Source organism: Pectinatus frisingensis, assembly GCF_015732285.1.
GTDB lineage: Bacteria > Bacillota > Negativicutes > Selenomonadales > Selenomonadaceae > Pectinatus > Pectinatus frisingensis.
Genome location: NZ_WIQU01000019.1, coordinates 1 through 20,392, shown reverse-complemented (window position 1 = coordinate 20,392; position 20,392 = coordinate 1). Strand labels below are relative to the sequence as shown.

Annotated in this window: 18 protein-coding genes; 12 read left to right on the top strand and 6 right to left on the bottom strand. The window is 37.4% G+C overall.

The genetic code is table 11. The features are described from left to right. Positions 1-50 precede the first annotated feature (50 nt). The 7 genes from I6751_RS02800 (at position 51) to serS (ending at position 7,794) form a co-directional block, all read left to right on the top strand. The gene (locus I6751_RS02800) at positions 51-2,111 is read left to right on the top strand and encodes an OPT family oligopeptide transporter (protein ID WP_196591540.1); all 2,061 of its coding nucleotides are present in this window, start codon (positions 51-53) and stop codon (positions 2,109-2,111) included. Positions 2,112-2,290: 179 nt separating this feature from the next. Then, entirely contained in the window at positions 2,291-2,740 is a 450-nt protein-coding gene (locus I6751_RS02795) for a GNAT family N-acetyltransferase (protein ID WP_196591539.1), read from the top strand. 24 nt (positions 2,741-2,764) lie between these two features. Further along, on the top strand, positions 2,765-3,229 hold the full coding sequence (locus I6751_RS02790; RefSeq protein ID WP_196591538.1) for a metal-dependent hydrolase: 465 nt from the start codon (positions 2,765-2,767) through the stop codon (positions 3,227-3,229). A gap of 24 nt (positions 3,230-3,253) precedes the next feature. Beyond that, complete coding sequence (locus tag I6751_RS02785; RefSeq protein ID WP_196591537.1) at positions 3,254-3,616, top strand: EamA family transporter; 363 nt, start codon at positions 3,254-3,256, stop codon at positions 3,614-3,616. A gap of 52 nt (positions 3,617-3,668) precedes the next feature. Further along, positions 3,669-4,376, top strand: coding sequence for an energy transducer TonB (locus I6751_RS02780; protein ID WP_196591536.1), 708 nt, complete (start codon positions 3,669-3,671; stop codon positions 4,374-4,376). Positions 4,377-4,443: 67 nt separating this feature from the next. After that, the gene (locus I6751_RS02775) at positions 4,444-6,438 is read left to right on the top strand and encodes a penicillin-binding protein (RefSeq protein WP_196591535.1); all 1,995 of its coding nucleotides are present in this window, start codon (positions 4,444-4,446) and stop codon (positions 6,436-6,438) included. A gap of 87 nt (positions 6,439-6,525) precedes the next feature. Then, positions 6,526-7,794 (top strand): serine--tRNA ligase, encoded by a 1,269-nt coding sequence (serS, locus tag I6751_RS02770; RefSeq protein WP_196591534.1) that lies wholly within the window; start codon positions 6,526-6,528, stop codon positions 7,792-7,794. A 52-nt stretch (positions 7,795-7,846) separates the two neighbouring features. On the opposite strand, the gene I6751_RS02765 is transcribed toward serS, so the two are convergent. Then, positions 7,847-8,521 carry an MgtC/SapB family protein gene (locus tag I6751_RS02765; RefSeq protein ID WP_182186732.1) on the bottom strand — a complete coding sequence of 225 codons (675 nt, stop codon included), beginning with the start codon at positions 8,519-8,521 and terminating at the stop codon, positions 7,847-7,849. 224 nt (positions 8,522-8,745) lie between these two features. Here I6751_RS02765 and I6751_RS02760 point away from each other — a divergent pair, with 224 nt between their 5' ends. After that, positions 8,746-9,801 carry a hypothetical protein gene (locus tag I6751_RS02760; protein WP_196591533.1) on the top strand — a complete coding sequence of 352 codons (1,056 nt, stop codon included), beginning with the start codon at positions 8,746-8,748 and terminating at the stop codon, positions 9,799-9,801. A 153-nt stretch (positions 9,802-9,954) separates the two neighbouring features. Here I6751_RS02760 and panF read toward each other — a convergent pair whose 3' ends face one another. Together panF and I6751_RS02750 are read right to left on the bottom strand one after the other, a co-directional pair. After that, positions 9,955-11,457, bottom strand: coding sequence for a sodium/pantothenate symporter (panF, locus tag I6751_RS02755; RefSeq protein ID WP_196591532.1), 1,503 nt, complete (start codon positions 11,455-11,457; stop codon positions 9,955-9,957). Then, a complete protein-coding gene (locus tag I6751_RS02750) occupies positions 11,454-11,729 on the bottom strand; it encodes a YhdT family protein (RefSeq protein ID WP_182186735.1) in 276 nt (91 codons plus the stop codon). Before I6751_RS02750 ends, panF begins: the two co-directional genes overlap by 4 nt. A gap of 345 nt (positions 11,730-12,074) precedes the next feature. Here I6751_RS02750 and I6751_RS02745 point away from each other — a divergent pair, with 345 nt between their 5' ends. Continuing rightward, positions 12,075-13,496 (top strand): aldehyde dehydrogenase family protein, encoded by a 1,422-nt coding sequence (locus tag I6751_RS02745; RefSeq protein ID WP_196591531.1) that lies wholly within the window; start codon positions 12,075-12,077, stop codon positions 13,494-13,496. 82 nt (positions 13,497-13,578) lie between these two features. Here I6751_RS02745 and I6751_RS02740 read toward each other — a convergent pair whose 3' ends face one another. Both I6751_RS02740 and I6751_RS02735 read right to left on the bottom strand, forming a co-directional pair. Continuing rightward, the gene (locus I6751_RS02740; RefSeq protein WP_196591530.1) at positions 13,579-13,992 is read right to left on the bottom strand and encodes a C-GCAxxG-C-C family protein; all 414 of its coding nucleotides are present in this window, start codon (positions 13,990-13,992) and stop codon (positions 13,579-13,581) included. 19 nt (positions 13,993-14,011) lie between these two features. After that, positions 14,012-14,740, bottom strand: coding sequence for a DUF554 domain-containing protein (locus I6751_RS02735; RefSeq protein WP_196591529.1), 729 nt, complete (start codon positions 14,738-14,740; stop codon positions 14,012-14,014). Positions 14,741-15,210: 470 nt separating this feature from the next. Here I6751_RS02735 and I6751_RS02730 point away from each other — a divergent pair, with 470 nt between their 5' ends. The 3 genes from I6751_RS02730 to I6751_RS02720 all read left to right on the top strand — a co-directional run bounded on the left by I6751_RS02730 (position 15,211) and on the right by I6751_RS02720 (position 18,078). After that, the gene (locus I6751_RS02730) at positions 15,211-15,960 is read left to right on the top strand and encodes a DeoR/GlpR family DNA-binding transcription regulator (protein ID WP_196591528.1); all 750 of its coding nucleotides are present in this window, start codon (positions 15,211-15,213) and stop codon (positions 15,958-15,960) included. A gap of 1,047 nt (positions 15,961-17,007) precedes the next feature. Further along, positions 17,008-17,346 carry a winged helix-turn-helix transcriptional regulator gene (locus I6751_RS02725; RefSeq protein WP_182186739.1) on the top strand — a complete coding sequence of 113 codons (339 nt, stop codon included), beginning with the start codon at positions 17,008-17,010 and terminating at the stop codon, positions 17,344-17,346. A 156-nt stretch (positions 17,347-17,502) separates the two neighbouring features. Then, positions 17,503-18,078 carry a flavodoxin family protein gene (locus I6751_RS02720; RefSeq protein WP_196591527.1) on the top strand — a complete coding sequence of 192 codons (576 nt, stop codon included), beginning with the start codon at positions 17,503-17,505 and terminating at the stop codon, positions 18,076-18,078. A gap of 469 nt (positions 18,079-18,547) precedes the next feature. On the opposite strand, the gene I6751_RS02715 is transcribed toward I6751_RS02720, so the two are convergent. Beyond that, positions 18,548-19,963, bottom strand: coding sequence for a DASS family sodium-coupled anion symporter (locus I6751_RS02715; RefSeq protein ID WP_196591526.1), 1,416 nt, complete (start codon positions 19,961-19,963; stop codon positions 18,548-18,550). Between the last annotated feature and the right edge of the window lie 429 nt (positions 19,964-20,392).

Sequence of the window (20,392 nt, the reverse complement as noted above, 5' to 3'; positions counted from 1 at the left end):
CTGATTAATTTGTCACATCCCGATAAAATACTATATATAGGAGGATTTTTATGAAAGAATCGGTTGATGTAATGGCAAACGAAGTAAATTTACCCGAGCTTACTTTTCGCGGTATGATCTTAGGTATGATTTTAACAGGTATTTTTACAGCATCGAATGTTTATCTCGGCCTTAAAGTCGGTCTTACCTTTTCATCATCAATTCCAGCAGCAGTTATCTCTATGGCAGTCTTGCGAATGTTCGCCAAATCAAATATCCTGGAAAATAATATGGTACAAACACAAGTTTCCGCAGCAGGAACTTTATCGGCGGTCATTTTTATCATTCCAGGCCTTTTAATGAGCGGCTACTGGACTGAATTCCCATTGTGGCAGACCTTCATGATTTGTTTGTGCGGTGGTGTGCTGGGTGTTTTATTCAGTATTCCGCTCAGAAGGGCAATGGTCGTGCACAGCGACTTGGCTTATCCTGAAGGCAAAGCTGCTGCTGAAATATTAAAAGCCGGCAGTGCTTCACATAACAACGATAACGCTGCTGAACAATCAGACAGCGGTCTGAAGGAAATCGGTCTTGGTGGCATTATCGCCGGCGGTGTAAGCTTATGCACATCAGGTTTTCGTCTTCTGGCCGGTGACGTTCAGTGGGCCTTTTCCATTGGTAAGGCAGTTTTTAATTTGACTGCCGGTCTTTCATTAGCCCTTTTTGGTGCAGGTTATCTGATTGGTTTAGCCGGTGGTATTGCAATGCTCGTCGGCATGATTTTGGCCTGGGGTGTTTTTACACCTTATTTCACAACCATTATACCGCCAAAAGAAGGTATGGATTTAGTCAGCTTTGCCTCTTCAGTCTGGTCATCAAAAGTCAGATTTATAGGCACAGGAACAATCGGTATTGCGGCATTATGGACTTTTTTAACCTTATTAAAACCCGTAATAAGCGGTATAAAAGAATTGATTGCCAATGCGTCCCGCAGTGTTTCTGAAAAGTCCACACACCGTATGGATACAGATTTATCATTAAAAGCCATGTCCATAGTATTTGGTTTGGTATTAATCGGTCTTTTCATTACCATATATTCTTTTGTTGCTGCTGCCGGTCTTTCCAGCGGGACGACAATTGGATTTACCATTTTAGGAACCATCGTTGTTTTAATCATAAGCTTTTTAGTAGCTGCCGCATGCGGCTATATGGCAGGACTTGTCGGCTCTTCATCAAGTCCGATATCTGGTATTGGATTACTTGGTATTATAATAACTTCTATAATTATTTTAATAGCCGGCTCTTCCGAAGGAATATTTGCCGATCCCAATGGTAAACGTTTCGCCATAGCTTTTGCTATTTTTATCACGAGTATAATCCTTGCTACAGCTACCATTTCCAATGATAATCTGCAAGATTTGAAAACCGGTTTATTAGTCGGCGCCACTCCTTGGAAACAACAGGTTGCTCTTATTATCGGCTGTGTATTTGGGGCATGCGCCATAGCTCCGGTCTTAAATCTTTTATATCAGGCATACGGTTTTACCGGTGCGTTTCCACGGCCAGGCATGGATCCGTCCCAGGCAATGGCTGCTCCGCAGGCTAACTTAATGACGACAATTGCCCAAGGAATTTTTAATAACAACGTTGATTGGACTTTGATTGAAGTGGGCATTGGTATTGGTATCGCAGCTATAATAATAAACAGCTTGCTGCATAGGACAAACCCTTCTTGGAGTCTGCCCCCTCTTGCCGTAGGTATGGGAATTTACTTACCGCCATCTGCTGATGAACCGCTGGTAGTCGGTGCAATAGTAGCTTATTTTGTCCACAAGTATTTAAAAAATCGCGCCCAAGATAGGGATCTTACTGCTGCCAAGGATTATATTGAACAGCATGAACGGCGCGGTGTACTATTTGCCTCCGGTATGATCGTCGGAGAAAGTATCATTGGCGTTATTGTTGCCGGTATAATAGTTGTATCTGTTACATCGGGCGGCAGCGATAATCCATTGGCACTTGTTGGTAAAAGTTTCAGCTCAACAGCAAGCTGGCTGGGTATCTTAGTTTGTATTGCGGCAATGATTTATTTTGTCCGCCGGACAATTGCTGACCGGCTTAGTAATAAATAAACCTGTCTCATAATCATTTCTAAACGAATTTATCCTTCTGTAGTACAGTCAGATATATTAAAACTGCTCTGCAGAAGGTATTTTTTTAATTTCTTAATACTTGCAGAAGCTATTGTTTTTGCGTAAAATAAAGCAGAGATATAAAGGTTGCTTAAATAAATAAAAAGTAGGGATTTTATTTGTATACTATAAAAAAAGCCAACAATGAACAATTATGGGGGATTGCTGCTGCTTTAATACGTGAACTGGCTGTTTACGAAAACTTGGGAAATATCTGTACGGCAAAACCGGAGGATATTAAAAAACTATTTAAAGAAAGCATCCTGCAGGCATTGATTGCTTTCGATGAAACCGGAGAACCGGCAGGATTACTTACATATTTTTATATGGTATCTACATTTAAAGGCAAAAAAGTTATTTATATGGATGACTTATTTATCCGGGAAAAACAGCGTGGACATAAACTCGGAAAAACCCTGATGAACGAATTGACATCTATTGCCAATAATACTGATTGTTGTAAAATAGAATGGAAATGTTTAGTGTGGAATGATCCGGCGCAGCAATTTTATGAAAAATTCGGCGGTAAAAAAGATGAAGAAAACTTTACTTATTATAAAATATTATAAAATCCCGGATGGGGAGACAGCATTATGAAATGGATAAATCATATGCTAGTCACCGGCAGTGTCGTGTATTCCGTTACGGGAGACCCGTTGCTGGCTCTTTACAGCACAGCCGGCAGTATTTTACCTGACAAATTGGAAGGGCGTCCACCGCGCAATAATAAAAAGGCCTACTGGCAGTGGCGCCAAAGACACCGTACCTGGACACATTGGCCGGTACCATACCTGCTGCTCATAACTGCTGTTTTAATATTACACCGCATTGACATTATTACTCCGTTAGTCTGGCCGGTGGCGCTCATTGCCCTTTTTTTTCTGACAGGAGCGCTGCTGCACATTATCGAAGATGCCTTATGTGGCAAAGTTCCTCTTATTTCACATAATAGGAAAATTGGCTTTAAATTATTTACCGTAGATTCACCGGGTGAATATTTTTTTTCCATTGTTCTTTCCGTAATTTTATTATTTTATCATGGAAAATGGCCCTTTTAATAAATTTTAGTCAGAAGGTTAAACATGAATCTCATACTTATATTGACAGGTGTATTGTTAAACGCTATTGCCCAGCTGGTATTAAAAAAAGGCATGTCGATCATCGGTGTTGTACAGGTGGATATTCCATCTATCATCACCATGATAATGAAAGCGGCTACTAACGTATATATTTATTTAGGATTGCTCTGCTATGTATTAAGCTTTGTCGTTTGGTTGATGGTACTGTCCCGCAGCGAGGTGAGCTATGCCTATCCATTTTTAAGCATAGGTTATATCATCGCCGCATTTGTCGGATATTTTTACTTTGGCGAAAGTATGGGTTTATACAAATTGAGCGGTATCGCTCTCATTTGCATTGGTGTATTTCTGTTGTATCGTTCATAATAGATTATAGAATTTATCTTATTCATTTTATCAATGAAAGGGCCACATTATTATGAATGGAAAAAAACGCTGGCAAATATCAATCGCTATTTCACTGCTTCTTCATTTAATAATACTACTATTTGCCGCGTATCAGATAGCCTTATGGCTTCCCGCCCAACAGGCTGAGGAACAAGAAGATCCCGTTGTTACCGAGGTATATATGGATGAAGACACATCGTCAGAAGATGAATCTGCTTCCGACGACGCGGGTAGTACCTCGTCACAGAATAATTCAACAGTATCACTTCCGTCGGAGGCTGCTGTGACTATATCGCAGCAACCTCCGACGGACGCGGGCAATCTACAGGATACAGCAGAAAATGATAATCCTGCCGGTACTCAAAATAACAAGTCTGACAAAAACAGGCCGCACCGCAATCGTACTCTTACTACCGACACCCGCAATAAAGATCTATCACAATTTGGTTATGAAAAACCTCCTGTTGTAATAAACAAAACTAACAGGGTTAAGTTGCCTGATTCCGTACTGCCGGTAGAAGGATCCATCGCTGTAGAAGTTTTATATCAGGCCGCTCCTGACGGCACAGTTTCTGCCAATATCCCTAAATCAAAATCATCCGGCAATGAGGATATTGATGATGCATTGATTGAAGCAGTTAACCAATGGCGGTTCGAACCTCGCAAAACGGCTTCTCCTGTTATGATCGCAAATTTTATCTGCCATCCTGGTGATGACACATTATTTCTGGTACAGTAAAACCATAACAGCCGCTTGGCTGTTTTATCTCAAATCAGTCCAATTATAATTATAAGGAGTGTCTGCTGTGCCTAAATACAGCGAAACAAAAAATGCCACCAATCCGCAAAAAACTCAGTCCCGTATTGCCATAATAGTACTATTACTGGCAGCACTCTTTGTATTGCTGGCACTACGCTATATCTGGGTACAGACAATTCTCCATCCTGATTTGCTCGCCAGAGTGCAATATCAAGCCGAAGATCAATATACAATTCATTTACCGCGCGGCTCGATTTATGATCGCAATGGCCGGGAGCTGGCCGTCAGCAATATCACTAAATCTCTATATGCAGACCCGGTCCACGTGCAAGATCCGGATCAATTAGCAGAAGATTTATCACCGCTGCTGAAAATGTCTAAAACTGACATCTTACAGAAAATTTCTGTTGGCGGTGGTTTTGTATGGCTCAAGCGTCAAATGGAACCTGACGAATCCGATGCCGTGGAAAAACTCATAAAATCAAAATCCTATGGAACTTGCTTAGGTTTTAAAAATGAAAGCAAACGCTACTATCCCAACAAAACACTTGCTGCAAATATTCTGGGATTTGTGGGAACCGATGACACCGGTCTCGACGGCATAGAACAATCCATGGACAAGGTAATTAAAGGGCAGGTAATAAACACTTCATTATTTACTGATACTTTAGCCCGTCCAATTCTTGATTCTGTGCTCAACTCAGCTAAACCACAGGAAAACACTCGTAAGAACGTAGAATTGACAATCGACAGTACTATACAATATATCACTGAGCAAGCCTTAGATGAAGCGATGGTCAAGTACGCTCCAGCCGCGGCCACTGCTATCGTTATGGATCCCAAGACTGCCGATATTTTAGCCATGGCGTCAAGACCTTCATATGATCCTAATAACTTTACGGCTTATCCGGCTGCCAACTGGAAAAATAAAGCAATATCCTTTGTCTATGAACCGGGATCTACCTTTAAAGCCGTTGTTGCAGCTGCAGCTTTACAGGAAAAAATTGTCAGACCAAATGATATCTTTGTTGACCCTGGTTATTTAATGGTAGATGGCCGCCGTATCCAAAACTGGAGCGACGACAGTTTTGGAACTGTTACCTTTACAAAAGTTATTGAAGAATCAATAAATACTGGCTTTGTCCATGTGGGACTGCAGCTTGGGGCAGAACGTCTTATGGATTACGCCCAAAAATTTGGCTTTGGCAAAAAAACCGGTATCGAATTACCTGGTGAGGAACAAGGCATACTATTTAATCCTAAGGATATGAGTGAAATCAATATTGCAACAACTTCAATAGGCCAAAGTATTGCTGTTACTCCGTTGCAAATAGTCACTGCTATGGCAGCCATAGCCAATGACGGCGTTTTAATGCATCCCCATATAATAAAAGGCATATATAATTCTGATGGTGCGGTTTATGAAGAAACTAAACCACAAGAAGTCCGTCGGACAATTGATTCTTCTACTGACAAAACACTGGTCTCTCTATTGGAAAAGGTTGTTGCCGACGGCGGTGGCGGCAAAGCTGCGGTGACAGGTTACCGCATAGCCGGGAAAACCGGTACTGCCCAAAAAATTGATATGCAAAACGGTGGTTATTTACCAGGACGCTATATTGCTTCATTTTGTGGTTTTGCTCCCGTCGAAGACCCTCAATTTGTCGTATTAGTTATATTAGATGACCCCCATAAGGTAAATTATTATGGCGGTCAAATTGCCGCGCCAATAGCCCATGACATTTTCTCAGCAATTTTCCGTTATCTCCATATAGAACCTTCTGTTCCGATAAAAGACAACAATCCCATTGTCTCTGCAAAAAAAGCTGTACAAAATGATACTGCAGCCAAAAATATTCCGGCAGGAATGGTTGCCGTTCCGGATTTACGCGGTAAAACCATACGCGATGCAACTGCGGCTTTGGCATCACTTAATTTAACAATAAATGTATCTGGCAATGGCATCTGTGATACTCAATCACCGGTCGGAGGCAGTTTCATTGCTCCCGGTAGTAAAATAAACGTACATTTTTCACCGTAAATGTGATAAAATAATACATAAATTGTTTTTATTTAAAATATAAATCTTAACAACTATTATGATAAATTGATAAAGGACGGGTATACTATGCTGGATATTAAATTTGTCAGGGATAACATGGATAGGGTTTTAGAAATGCTTAAGAACCGTAATAATCCAATGAAACTTGACGATTTTAAAAGTTTGGAAGAAAAACGCCGTGCAATCATCGGTGAAACAGAAACCTTAAAAGGTCAGCGCAATAATGTCTCCAAACAAATAAGTGAAATGAAAAAAAAGAAGGAAAATACCGATCAGCTTATCATTCAAATGCGCCAGGTTGGCGAGAAAATAAGTAATCTGGATGGTCAGCTGCGTGATATTGAAGATAAGCTGCGTGATATTTTATTGCATATCCCCAATATGCTAAATCCGGCAGTGCCTGTCGGCAAAGATGACAGCGATAATCCGGAAGTTCGTCGGTGGGGACTGCCGCGTCAATTTGAATTTACACCAAAACCTCATTGGGAAATAGGTGCAAATCTTGATATTCTTGACTCTGAACGAGCTGCCAAAGTATCGGAATCACGTTTCACATTCTATAAGGGGTTAGGTGCACGATTGGAACGGGCCGTTATAAGCTTCATGATGGACACTCATTCTAACGAACATGGCTATACGGAAATGCTGGCACCATATATTGTAAACAAGGACAGTATGACCGGAACAGGTCAGTTACCAAAATTTGCTGAAGATATGTTCAAAATTCAGGATGCAGACCTCTATCTCGTCCCTACCGCAGAAGTTCCGGCGACCAATTACCATCGGGATGAAATATTAGATGGAGATAAATTACCCGAACATTACTGTGTTTACACTGCTTGTTTCCGCGAAGAGGCAGGTTCCGCCGGACGAGATACAAGAGGTCTCATCCGCCAGCATCAATTTAATAAAGTTGAATTGATTAAATTCGTCAAACCAGAGACTTCATATGACGAATTAGAAAAAATGGTACGCGATGCGTCCCATATCTTGGAATTATTAGAAATTCCTTATCATGTGGTCACACTGTGCAGCGGTGACATTGGCTTTACCGCAGCCAAAACTTACGATATTGAAGTGTGGCTGCCAAGCTGTAACATGTACCGGGAGATCTCATCATGCTCTAATGTCGAAGACTATCAGGCTCGTCGCGCCAATATACGTTTTCGCCGTGATAGTAAGGCAAAACCCGAATACGTACATACTCTAAATGGTTCAGGGCTTGCCGTCGGCAGAACAGTTGCTGCTATTTTAGAAAATTATCAACAGGCAGACGGAAGTGTTCTGATTCCTACTGCACTGCGTAAATATATGGGCGTCGATGTAATAAAATAACCCTCAAAAGGCAGTCCCTCGTCTGTTTACAGCCGGAGGGCTGCCTTTCTTATCAATATTCAACAGAACGCACGTGAGGATTATCTTTAAACAAATCCATTAAATGTGATATATCATAATCAGCAGGCATCTTCACATACAACTCTACATCAAGAAATCCTTTATTGGTTCTTTCAACTTTAATATTGATAATTTTAATATTATTATCAGCAAATCTTTTTTGTACAAAAGAAATAGCATCAGCATTTTCACTAAACTCTATATTAATCTGTTCTGAATAAGGAACACTGAGCCATCCAAGATTTTTATGCATAATAATTTGTACTAACAAAATCAATACAGTTGCTGAAATTCCCATAAAATACAATTTGGCTCCGATAGCCATGCCGATACCGGCAGTGGCCCAAATACCGGCTGCTGTTGTTAATCCGCTTATTGCCTGTTTTCTAACAAAAATAATCCCTGCACCAAGAAAACCTATTCCGCTGACTATTTGAGCTGCAACGCGTGATGGATCTAAAATATAATTATGCAGCAGCAACACATCGGCAAACCCATATTTTGAAACAATCATTACCAAAGCACTTCCTAATGCCACAATCATATGAGTGCGGATACCAGCTTCTTTTAATCTGTTTTTCCTTTCATAACCAATTAATGATCCACATATACCGGCTACTATTAATCTGACCAATAACTCCAACTGCGAACTTAATATTACACTCATTTTTAACCACTTCCTCAGCAATTAACCAAAAATAGATATGCTGACTATTATAGGATATTATCACAATTTAATCAATGAATTAAATTTCCTGTCACACAGATAATGTAATATTTCTTACACCTTACGTTATTATCCATATTATGTTAAAATAGGCATATTATTTCTTCATCAAAAACTTAAAATCATCCGTATGCAATGTTTACCAAACAAGGAGAAAGTATTTAATGCGTAATCAATTTATGCAAAATAAAATTTTTTTAACATTTACATTTGTTTTTTTACTATGCTATACAGGATTCATTTTTTTTATGTATACCCCATGGTACACTGCTGCGCAGCTTAAATTTGCTTACAAAAACCACAATATTGTAATGCTGACTAACAGCGTCGATATAGACTCCGTTGTTTCCAGCGGCTATGACGATTTAACCGGTGATTTATTTACATATAATAGTAATATTCCGCCTAAAGTGAAACAAATTTTTAATCAATTTTATCAATTAATAAAAACCCCTGTTTGTTCCGGGACTTTAAAAATAATTGATGACTATTTAAAAAATAATGTATGGAACGATCCTACAGGAACTTCTGTACTAAAAGGCCGCGAACTTGGTATTGATTATGATGAGCTTGTAGAACGTTCAATGCTTCGTAATACGGCAATACATAGTTTTGGCAAACTCACAAAAAATGAAAACGGTGACTTTATTTTACCATTAACAGTAGCTGACCGTTACACTGATACAGACTTCACTCTTGAATTACTGCTGCAGAAAACTACTTCCGGGACCTGGCAGGTTACCAAAATTATTAACTATCATGAATATTTACTCCATGTGCGTGATTTATGTGATAATGATATAGTTACTTATGTGAAAGACACCAAAGATAAAACTGCTGAATACAACCGTGCATTTCAAAGTTTACAAACACAGTTTCAAAACCTGACAAAGAATATAAACTCCAGTATCAGTAAAACACAACGTCAACAAATACAATATTTCATTGTAAACAAAATCATTCCGACTTATAAAACACATGAAGCTTATCTACAAGATGTAGATGTCCCTTCCGGTGCACTTCACTTACACATTTTACGTTTGCAGAGCAATGCCAAAACGATACAAGCTTGGCAGTATTTTGCCCAAGGAATAGCTGACGATTCACCTGCCATGCTGGCAAAAGCAGAAAAAAACCATCAAGAAGTTTTAACCTTAGAACAAAAAGTATCTGATATCATAAATAAAATGCCGGCATTATTTGTTCCGGAAATTCCATAATCATATTTAGATGACTGCTACACATAATTATTTTTATTCATAAATACAACATTTCTGTACTTTTATCTGCCTTTAAAAGTACAGAAAATCACACAATGGTAATGGATTGCATCTTTGAAAAACAATACTGCTTGTGTGACAGAGCTCTATCTCTTAATACAATTCCGGGAAAAAGATGCGTTTTACCTTATCCGTTGGCTCTTTTGTCAACAAGCTTCCCAAAATAAACAAAATCAACCCTGTACCGATACCAATTACAATATTATGAAATGAAGCTATTTTTATCCCCAAAGCCATTGTCACACAATAAGCCGCCAATCCACCAACAAGTGATAAAACAGCTCCTTGTGAATTGGCTTTATGCCAAAAAAAGCCAAATAACAGTATCCAGAAAAATGCTGTTTCTAAACCACCAAAAGCAAATAAGTTTATCCAGACGATGACATCTGGCGGACTTATTGCCAGTATAACCGGAATCATTCCCATTACAGCAGTGACCGTCATACTAATACGACTAATATTTTTTTGACTTTTTGCACTGTCTTTATCCTTGGCATAAAAAAGATATATATCCTTAACCACTGCCGATGAACCAGTAATCAATAAAGAAGATATCGTCGATAACGTAGCTGCTAACGGCCCAATAATCGTTATTCCTGCCAGCCATGGATTCATATAACCTGCAATAAGCATAGGGATTATCGCATCAGTTGTTTTACCTATTTCACTGAGCGGCTCAGTTATTACACCATGTGCCAATACTCCTAACAGCGGCATACCAATCATCATTGCACCACATACAATTGTTCCTATTATCATTGCCCGATGCACTGATCTGGTATCCTTATAGCTTATGCAGCGAACGGCTGACTGCGGTAATCCTACTGTGCCAATACCACATAATATCCACTGACTGATTAAAAGCGGTACAGGGATTTTCCCGCCGGCGGTGGGAGAGAACATCTCAGCATTACCGGCTGTGCCTGAGACATTATGTATCGTCTGCATTATAGCAGCCAGACCATGACCGCGGTCAAATATTGTGTAAGTGAGAAATGCCATACCTATCAGCATCATAATCGCACAAAGCGTATCTGTTATAGCGACAGTGTTGAATCCCCCTATTGATGTATACACAACAACAACTACCGCAAAAAATAACAACCCTGTAGTATAATTCATTCCTGTTACCGCAGCAAAAATTTGGGCTCCTCCGATAAATTGAGCTATCATACGCGTAATAAAAAATATTAATATAACTAAAGCACATAAATTAGCCAACAAATTGGAATTATAACGGAAACGAATTAAATCTATTATTGTAATAGCATCTATCTTTCTGGCAATTACTGCCATTTTTTTCCCCAATAATCCTAATATCAAATAAGCTGCCACAATCTGCACCGAAGCAAATAACACCCATGCGAACCCCACCTGCCATGCTATGCCTGGTCCTCCTACAAATGAACTAACTGAACTATATCCGGCAACCAGACTCATTGCTAAAACAAAACCGTTCAATCGTCGACCACCAATAAAATATTCTTTAGAAAAATCAACACTGCGATTATGCCGTTCTCTGTTTTTCAAATAAAAACCAATTGTCAATAATAAGGCAAAAAATATACTTGCTGGTATCAATATTGCAAAATTCATTTACTATTTTGCTCCTTTTCAGGGGCATCTTCATCTAAACTAAAATCGACAAAAAATTTTTTTATAGCAAATATCAGTAAAACGACAGCCAAAACATAGGTCCCAATACACGAGACAATAAGCCATAATGGTAAATAAAACAATGTGATATATTCATTAATGCCAAAGGCTGTTAACCACCAAAAAGCAATTATAACAGCCGTAACGATACAAATAACACGAGCTTCACGATTCATCTGCACAAACTTTTCTTTATAAGACAAATTTTTCATAGCCAATGCTCCCTTTTACCATCTATAATTAATAACTTGCTGCCAAAACTAAAATAAACGCCTTTCGAAAAAACGAAAGGCGCACTCATATTTTACTATATAAAACTCCCTTCTGTCTTAGTCGCTGCGGATCCAAGCAGATATAAAAAGTACCGTATTCACTTACAGTATGGCTCCTTCAGAATGCCATCTGGTTGTACAAGGATGTCTTTTGAATAGTATCACATAGTCGAATAATTTACAAGTTATAATAAATTATCATTTTATCCAGTTAACAAAAATCATTTATATGTATATAATATATATATTGCATGTTAGATATAAATCTATTAGGGAGGATCATCTATGAAAGCATATGATTTGTTTATAAATGGTAAAAAACTATCCACCGCTGAAACTCAAAATGTCTATAATAAAGCCACTGGTGAAATAATCGCAACTGTCTGCACTGCCGGGAAAAAAGAAGTAAAGCTAGCCGTTGACGCCGCTCAACACGCCTTTGATACAATAAAATTAACACCATATAAACGTTATGAAATATTGATGCAGGCTGCCGCTAACATGATGCAGCGGCAAAGAGAATTTGGTGAAACACTGTCCCTGGAAGCAGGCAAACCAATAAAAGATGCCATGGGTGAAATTGCCCGTGCCTATCAAACACTAATTTTATCAGCTGAAGAAGCCAAACGCCTTACCGGTGAAATGGTTCCCATACAAGGAGCACCTGGATGTGAAAATCGCATTGCCTATACCAAACGAATGCCATTAGGTGTAGTTTGCGCTATAACTCCATTTAATTTTCCAGTAAATCTTGCCTGCCATAAAATAGGTCCGGCTATTGCTGCCGGTAACACTGTCATATACAAACCTGCCTCAGCTACACCACTCACTGCTTCATTACTCTGTGAAGCATTTGCCGATGCCGGTTTACCGGCAGGATTTCTAAATCTTATCATGGGGCAAGGTTCAGTTATTGGTAACTTGCTTACTGAAGATAATCGAATAAAAATGTTCTCCTTCACCGGCAGCGTTCCTGTTGGCAAGGCATTGCAAAAGAATACCGGCTTTAGGAAAATAGCTTTAGAGCTAGGTTCAAATTCAGCCAATATCGTTCATGGTGATATCGAAGATGTTAAAAAAACAGCTCAGCTTTGTGCCAAATATGCTTTTACCAATGCCGGTCAAGTCTGCATATCATGTCAACGGGTCTATGTGCAACGTAATATATACCAAGAATTCTATCAGGCCGCGGTAGATTATACCAAAACTTTAAAAGTTGGAAATCCTGCCGACGCAAATACCGATATCGGCCCGATGATTGCCGAAAAAGAAGCTATTCGCATTGAAAAATGGATAAAAGACGCCATCAGCAAGGGTGCTCACTTGCTGATCGGCGGCAAACGCAATGGCACTTTTTTTGAACCGACAATATTAATTGACACTACTGATAATATGGATGTAATCTGTAAGGAAACTTTTGCACCTGTATTTTCCATCATACCTTATGATAATATAGAAGAAGCCATCACTGCTGTAAACAATTCCACTTATGGACTACAAGCAGGTGTATTCACCAAATCATTAGCAATTGCCCATACTTGTGCCGAAAAAATTGAAACCGGCGGTATCATTATAAATGATGGTTCAACATTCCGAATGGATAATATGCCATATGGCGGTGTAAAGGACAGCGGTATAGGACGGGAAGGACCTGAATATGCCATTCGCGAATTAACAGAAGAAAAACTCATTGTATTCAACTACTAAATAATTAATCTCATTAATAATGATATTATTAAAGCCCTGCCACAGTCTATTAATCATACTGTAGCAGGGCTTCGTTTATAATCTATACATCTTTTACTATTTTTGACAAAATTGAAACAACATCTTCAATACAACCATCACAACTGCGCAATACTTTTTTATTATCCATTCCTTTCAATTTACGACAAATAGTTGTACTGTTTTTTTCACGAAAAAGTTGTGATATTCTCCGCACTATCCCATATGTATCAGCTTTTGAATAAGGTCCATCCAGATTACCACTGCTGTTAAGTAATCCTATGATAATTGCCGCACCAGAAAGAGCCCCGCATGTTCCGTAACTATCCCCCATGCCAAAACCAAACGCTTCACTCACACGAAATAAAGATTTCTCATCCATGTCAACTTTATCTACAAAAGCACAAGCAACCGCTTGTGCGCAATTATATCCTTTGTTGTGATTGCCAGCAGCCCGTTCTATTCTATCTATATTCATATAATTATCTCCTCTTCTGTCAATTTACAGCATAATACAACAATGGAACTATAATTGCCGGCAACATATTGCCAACTCTTATATGAATTATCTTACCAAGCATGAGATTCACTCCAATGACAAAAATTAGAACTGAACCAACGGCAGACATACCATTCATCATTTGCGAAGTAAGATAAGGTGCGATTGAAGCTGCAGCCAATGATAATCCTCCCTGGTACAAAAATAATGGCCCAGCTGAAAACACTGCACCACTTCCCATAGTTGAAGCAAAAATCATAACAAGTACACCATCTAATATAGATTTTGTAAATAATATAGTAGAATTTCCATTTATCCCATCTTCAAATGATCCTATTATTGCCATAGCACCGACACAAATTACAACCGTAGCTGTCACAAACGCCTCGCTAAATTTATCATTTTCGTCCATCTTCAATATTTTTTTTGCCTTATCCCCCAACAATCCCAAGTCATGCTCGATGTCTACAATCTCACCAATAACAGTGCCAATAATCAATGATGCTACCATTAACATGATACCATCAGATTGTAATTGTCCACTTTTGATAACCAATTGTTTACTTAAAACCCCTGTCAATCCAATAAATAACGTAGCAACCCCCAACGCCTGCAGCAAAATTTCCTGCAATTTCAATGGTAATCCCTTTTTTATAACCAATCCGACAAGTCCGCCGCCAACGACCGCTGCCGTATTTACAACAGTTCCTGTTAAAATATCGTTCACATCCCCATCAATATAATATATCTTTTATATTGTAACATATATTACTCTATTTAAACTAAAGAATATGTGATTTTAACAATACACTAGATAATAATTATCGTGACCAGTTACTTATAAATTACTTTTGTTAACGACCAGTCCATATATGCCTATTAGTATAGTATAAGCTTATTGTTATTTTTAAAATATTTTTCATATATTTTAAAAAGTAAATTATATTACTATTGACAATTATATATACATATTATATAATCTAAATACAGTCATTCATAACTAATTTATATAACGTTTAAAACTAAACAATCCCCTTGTTCATTATCAATCCCACTCCCCTTTTATTTTATATGCATGTTTTATATCCCTTAAAAAGTCGCTTAATTTTAAGCGACTTTTTAATATAAAATTACAAAAATATTATTATTTTGCATATGAAAGATGCATATGTTATACTTGTAAAAGGAGGTTGTTTTATGAATGACAGACATGCTCAAATTCTAGATTTAGTCAATGAATACAAAAAAATCGAAGTTAATCGTCTGGCTGAAATACTTGATGTGTCACAAGTTACCATTCGTAAGGATTTAGAACTTCTAGCGGAGCGGGGATTATTAGCCAGAGAACATGGTTATGCTTTATGTCACAAAGCTGATGACGTCAATAATAAAATGGCAATTCATTACGAAAGCAAAATGAAGATAGCTGCCAAAACCGCTGAAATGGTTGCTGATGGGGAAACCATAATGGTTGAATCTGGTTCCAGCTGTACACTTTTAGCTGAACAAATTGCCAAAACAAAAAAAGACGTCACTATTGTGACCAATTCTGCTTTTCTCGCATCTTATATAAGAGATCGGGGTAATATACGAATTATCCTGCTTGGTGGGGAATATCAGCGGGAAACACAATCGATGGTGGGGCCATTGTTGAAAAAGTATGCCAGTGAATTCTTCGTAGATAAATTATTCATTGGCATAGACGGCTTTATTCCCAAAGTAGGTTTTACCAATGGAGAAATGATGCGTATGGAAGCTGTGCGAAACATGGCGGAATCAGCCCGTCAGGTAATAATATTAACAGATTCCAGCAAATTCCAAAAACAAGGTGTAGTCTTACAATTTCGTTTTTCAGAAGTAGACAAAGTCGTGACCGACAGCAAAATTTCCGATGAAATCAGAAAACTATTAGAAAAGAATCATATAAATCTTACTATTGCCTATTAAAGGGTAGAAAAAAACCCCTTAACCATAAAGGCTGAGGGGTAAGTAAGATATAAGTCCTTGCGAATATCTATTGTAGATACTCCAGACAGCTTTGTCAATAAGTTTATTTAAAATTTATTAATAGTTATATAAAAATCAGATATTTTATTAAATTGCTGGTCAGATCATAGACAAAAAGTTTCCATTTTATTTTTATCAGGCGCTTTTATTTAAATTATTCACAAAATTCACTTTTAAAATGATATATATGGGGAACTGCCAATGGCAGTTCCCCTCTTTTCATATATTGTCTGCTTCTTTAAATTGTGCATGAAAAATGAGCATTGCAGTTTATTTTTATAATTGAACGATGAAAATTGCGGATTAGACAGCAAGATTTGCATCATTCATATCAGTATAGCATTAGAAATTAATGTGGCGTTTGTAAGACTGAAAAAATCATATGGCATATTTATAGAATAGACTGGTTCACAGTATGAGTCTCTTAAGCAAAGCAATGATGTAGTAACTATTATTCCGCTTATAAAAAATTGGGAAGAAAGTTTTGGCATATTATTAATAACAAATTACTCGGATAACAGCCAACAAATAGAACAATCTTATCTTGACATCCAACGACATATTCTGTCGGATATCTATCAAGCTTAAGGCACGGTTATTAATGGTATTCATTTACTATTTTTATTAAATACAAATGAGATATCATATGCTGTTCTGGAAAAAATACACCAGGTGCTTTGCTTGCAGGACAGTACATCAGCTTATATTGATGTTTTTCAATTACTGGAGTACGTGTTTTTATCACTTGCAGTGATAATTTCATTTTTCCGTTTGAATCTAAAGTAATAGCTCAAATCGAATAATTGCTTATTGTATTTATTAATATTAAATGATAAATTATCTAGTAGTATAAATTTAATATTAGCGGATAATATTTTAAAATTATTTATTAACCAGTATTTTTATGGAATAAATTCTATATTTAAAACTGATTGAGCAGATTATCAGGTAAATAAATTAATTTAAATAAATTCAAGGAGTAATTTTATGGAGATTTCAAATGATATAAAATTAACCAAAGGACAACCAGGTGAGTTGTGTCCGATAGCAAAAACACTGGACATTATAGGAACGAAGTGGACTTTTTTAATAGTGCGGGATTTACTGTTGGAAGGTACAATGCGCTTCAGAGATTTACAAAAATCTATGAAAGGGATAAGCCCAAAAACACTTTCATTACGGCTTCGTGAATTAGAAAAAAATGATATTGTTAAAAGGAAAGTATATCCTGAAGTTCCGCCTAAGGTTGAGTATTCACTTACTGATAAGGGGAAAAAATTAGAAAAGATTTTTATAGAGCTAAAACGCTTCGGTATAGAATTATAAAAAAGTGGTAAGCTCTTTTTTATCTGTTGTACAATACTTTACTTAAGGTAACTATATGATGTTTTTTACACTACTTTACATATGGAAGTATTGCTAATATAATGGGCTTATCAGCTGAAAATTTGATATATCAATATTTATTTAGGAGGGAAATTTATGAAAGTAGTCGGAATAAATGGCAGTACTAGAAAAGACGGAAATACAGCAATAATCATTAAAAAGGTATTTGACGAACTAAAAAAAGATAGCATCAATACAGAATTAATACAGTTTGCCGGTAAACCACTGCACGGTTGTACGGGATGTGGTGCTTGTTTCAAAACGAGAAACAATAAATGCATCATGCAGGATGATATGTTCAACGAATACATGCAGAAATTGATTGAAGCAGATGGGATAATATTGGGATCGCCGGTTTATTTTTCTGATGTTACTGCTGAAATGAAAGCGTTTATAGATCGCGCGGGAATGGTAGCTAATGCTAATGGTGGATTATTGAAATACAAAGCCGGTGCGGCAGTAATGGCAGTTCGCAGGGGTGGAGCTACACATGCTTTCGATACAATGAATCATTTCTTACATTATATGCAGATGTTTTTAGTGGGGGGCAGCTATTGGAATATGGTGTACGGACGAGAAATCGGTGAAGTAGAAAATGACAAAGAAGGTCTGGAAAATATGCGGGTCATTGGTGAAAATATGGCTTGGCTCTTACAGCATATAGCAAAATGACATCCACAGTCGTTATTGCATGAACATTCTTGATCTCACAAAGATGCCGTTCACCATAGCTATATGCTCCTCATCTTTCCATGAACGTAATATTGCATATTTGGTAATATAAAAGTGCGACAGTCTTTTTTGAGGGTTGCATATTATCGTTTTTTTATTCGTACATGAAAATCCCTTTCAAATATAATTCAGCATATTTGGAAGGGATTAAAATTGTCAGCTATACTCTAAGGAACTGCACAAACACCATTTATTTCATAAAAATGCCGACTATAACCATACCATTTCTATGCTTTTCTAAAGGTTAGACGAAAGAAATAAAAGATTACATAATTTCTAAACGAAAATAGGTGCATATAACAATCCTTTTTAAAATTTTGAAAACGCTATCATCATGATTGCAGCCTGCAACAAAGTAACTTTTCGCTTATTTATGTTGTCATATAATATCGATACATATACACTGGATTTACCAATAACCTAGGAATTTCCACCAAACACCGCCTAATCCCAGCCAAATTACTATATGTAATAACGATACCCCAAAGCCGATGATCCACCATGTTTTTTGGTCAATATATCCTGCTCCAAAATATACAGGAGCCGGTCCTGTCCCAAAATGGGTTAAACAACCACAAATATTTGCAGCGATAGCCACAACAAAAGCAGAAACAAATGCCGGTGCCCCGGCAGCTGCACCTAATGTTATCAATGCAGCATACATGGCCGTTACATGTGCCGACATACTAGCAAAAAAGTAATGACTGTATAAGTATATTACAAATGATAATATCACCGCTGTCATAGCACTTACACCAACCATCTGATTTTCTAATATATTTGCAAACCATGGAATAAATCCTAATTTATTTAAATAATCGGACATGACAATTACACCGCCGACCCATATTAATGTATCCCATGCCTTTTTTTCACTTATAACATCTTTCCATGTCAGAACTCTTCCGATTAAAAGTACACACAATCCGACAAAAGCAATTAAAGTTGTATCCAAATGAGTGATTGTCGTTGTTGCCCATAAAATAAGCAGCATCACAAAAACAAACAAAAGAATTTTTTCTTTCATTCCCATAGGACCCATTTCTATCAAGGCCTTATTGGCGATAATTTTTGCTTCGGGTGTCTTTTTTATCTCAGGTGGGTACAATTTATACAAAACAAATGGAATTATAATGAGTGCAGCGATGCCTGGAACTGATGCCGCTACAAACCAGCTTATCCATGTAATATCTACATCTAAAACTTTTTTTGCCAATGCCACAGCAATAGGATTTCCTACCATGGCAGTCAGAAACAACGCCGATACGACTAAATCAAGATGAAATACACAAGCCATTAAATAGGCACCAATTTTGCGCGGATTTTCACCGGCCTTAGAACCAAATGCATCAGCAAGACTTTGAACAATAGGAAAAATGAGCCCGCCGGCCCGCGCAGAATTAGATGGAATTGCCGGTCCAATAATTACATCACTCAATGCCAGGGAATAAACCAGTTTGAGGCTGCTGTCGCCAAATGCCCGCATTGCCATATATGCAATTCTACGGCCAAGGCCAGTGATAATAAAGGCTCGGGCCAATAAAAATGCTGATACTATAAGCCACACCGTATTTCCACTAAAAGCCGACAATACCTGTGAAAATTTCATTGCTCCTGTCAAAGCACACAGTACCAATGCTATTAAGGCTATTGTTCCTAACTCAATAGGCTGTAAAATAAACCCAACAACCGTACCTAAAAAAATTGCGAACAAACGCCATGCCGCCAAATTTAAACCAGTTGGTGGTGGTATCAAAAACAATATCACTACCACGCCTACTGTAAAAATAGAGCTAATACATTTTTTCTTCTTTTCTTGTGGCACAATATCACTCCCCAATAGCTATTCCTAATTTTATGAAGATTCCATCCAATAAAAAAACTAATTATATAATATTAAAGATATATAAATATGTAAAATTTAAAAATATGATTACTGACAATTAATTAATTAAATAATACAAATACTATTTTTTATTGTATGTGAACAAGTATAAATAAAAAAATATAAATGGTTGATGATAAAATTTCTTTATTTTATTTAAAAATAATTGTGATTTATAATAAAAATGACAAATTAAGAATATCCCATTTGGAAATAATTGGAGGAACGATAATGGCAAAAGTATTAACCAGCCCCGCTGAAGCCGGGTTTGAAGAAAAAAATGATTTACTGGTTAAGGTTTTTCCGCTGAAGTCTGGCAGCGGCTTAACCATAGATTTACAGACACCTGTAAAGAATCAATATGGCAGG

Bases quoted from the DNA above. Each gene is read 5' to 3' on its own strand.
- I6751_RS02800 (WP_196591540.1), top strand. From the start codon at position 51: ATGAAAGAATCGGTTGATGTAATGGCAAACGAAGTAAATTTACCCGAG.
- I6751_RS02790 (WP_196591538.1), top strand. From the start codon at position 2,765: ATGAAATGGATAAATCATATGCTAGTCACCGGCAGTGTCGTGTATTCC.
- I6751_RS02785 (WP_196591537.1), top strand. From the start codon at position 3,254: ATGAATCTCATACTTATATTGACAGGTGTATTGTTAAACGCTATTGCC.
- I6751_RS02780 (WP_196591536.1), top strand. From the start codon at position 3,669: ATGAATGGAAAAAAACGCTGGCAAATATCAATCGCTATTTCACTGCTT.
- serS (WP_196591534.1), top strand. From the start codon at position 6,526: ATGCTGGATATTAAATTTGTCAGGGATAACATGGATAGGGTTTTAGAA.
- I6751_RS02765 (WP_182186732.1), bottom strand. From the start codon at position 8,521: ATGAGTGTAATATTAAGTTCGCAGTTGGAGTTATTGGTCAGATTAATA.
- I6751_RS02760 (WP_196591533.1), top strand. From the start codon at position 8,746: ATGCGTAATCAATTTATGCAAAATAAAATTTTTTTAACATTTACATTT.
- panF (WP_196591532.1), bottom strand. From the start codon at position 11,457: ATGAATTTTGCAATATTGATACCAGCAAGTATATTTTTTGCCTTATTA.
- I6751_RS02750 (WP_182186735.1), bottom strand. From the start codon at position 11,729: ATGAAAAATTTGTCTTATAAAGAAAAGTTTGTGCAGATGAATCGTGAA.
- I6751_RS02745 (WP_196591531.1), top strand. From the start codon at position 12,075: ATGAAAGCATATGATTTGTTTATAAATGGTAAAAAACTATCCACCGCT.
- I6751_RS02740 (WP_196591530.1), bottom strand. From the start codon at position 13,992: ATGAATATAGATAGAATAGAACGGGCTGCTGGCAATCACAACAAAGGA.
- I6751_RS02730 (WP_196591528.1), top strand. From the start codon at position 15,211: ATGAATGACAGACATGCTCAAATTCTAGATTTAGTCAATGAATACAAA.
- I6751_RS02725 (WP_182186739.1), top strand. From the start codon at position 17,008: ATGGAGATTTCAAATGATATAAAATTAACCAAAGGACAACCAGGTGAG.
- I6751_RS02720 (WP_196591527.1), top strand. From the start codon at position 17,503: ATGAAAGTAGTCGGAATAAATGGCAGTACTAGAAAAGACGGAAATACA.